The organism is Kocuria tytonicola (genome assembly GCF_003687455.1).
GTDB lineage: Bacteria > Actinomycetota > Actinomycetes > Actinomycetales > Micrococcaceae > Kocuria > Kocuria tytonicola.
Map to the genome: position 1 here is coordinate 1 of NZ_PHOA01000203.1, position 1,047 is coordinate 1,047.

Here is a 1,047-nt window from a genome sequence, read left to right on the forward strand (position 1 = left end):
GACCTCCCCACACCCCGCTGCGGCCGTGGAGCCGCACCACGAACCACCACCCCGGAAGGACCACCCCATGCAGACCATCCTCGGAGCCGGCGGACCCATCGCCGACGAGCTCGCCCGCGAGCTGCACCGCGAGTTCACGCACGACATCCGCCTCGTGAGCCGCCACCCCTCCCTCGTCAACGACACCGACGAACTGGTGGCCGCGGACCTGACCGACGCGGAGGCGACCTCGCGCGCGGTGGCGGGCAGCGACGTCGTCTACCTCACCGTGGGGCTGCCCATGGACTCCGGGCTGTGGGAGGAGAAGTTCCCCGTGATGATGCGCAACACCATCGCGGCGGTGAAGGAGCACGGCGCGAAGCTCGTTTTCTTCGACAACACCTACATGTACGCGGGGACGCCCGAGTCGCAGACCGAGGACACCGCGTTCGCACCCAACGGGCGCAAGGGAGCGGTGCGCGCCGAGATCGCGGCCCTGCTGCTCAAGGAGATGGAGACCGGGACGATCGACGCGCTGATCGGGCGTGCCCCGGAGTTCTACGGGCCCGGCAAGACCAAGAGCTGGACCAACACACTCGTCTTCGACCGCATCCGGGCGGGCAAGCGGCCGTTCGTGCCGGTCAGCGCGAGCACGCGTCGATCGCTGATCTGGACCCCGGACGCGAGCCGCGCGCTCGCCCTGCTGGGCAACACCCCGGACGCCTACGGGCAGACGTGGCACCTGCCCATCGACCAGGACCGGCTCACCTACCGGCAGATGATCGAGATCGCCTCCCAGGTCACCGGCCGGAAGATCCGGTACACCGTGCTGCCGCGCGCCGTGTTCGTCGCGGGTGCGCGGTTCATTCCGACCCTGCGGGAGGCCAACGAGCTGCTGCCGCGCTACCGCGGGGACAACCTCTTCGACACATCCCGGTTCGCGGAACGCTTCCCCGAGTTCCAGGTCACCCCGTACCGTCGGGGCATCGAGGAGATCCTCGCGCAGGACTGAGCCGCGCTCAGGCGGGTTCTGGGGGCCGCCCCGCCCCCATCCGCCCCCGCCAGGGG

The 1,047-nt window shown here is 70.3% G+C and carries 1 protein-coding gene; it reads left to right on the forward strand.

The features are described from left to right. On the forward strand, positions 1-991 hold a 991-nt coding region (locus tag CWC38_RS11845; RefSeq protein ID WP_338067548.1), incomplete at its 5' end, for an NAD-dependent epimerase/dehydratase family protein. Between the last annotated feature and the right edge of the window lie 56 nt (positions 992-1,047).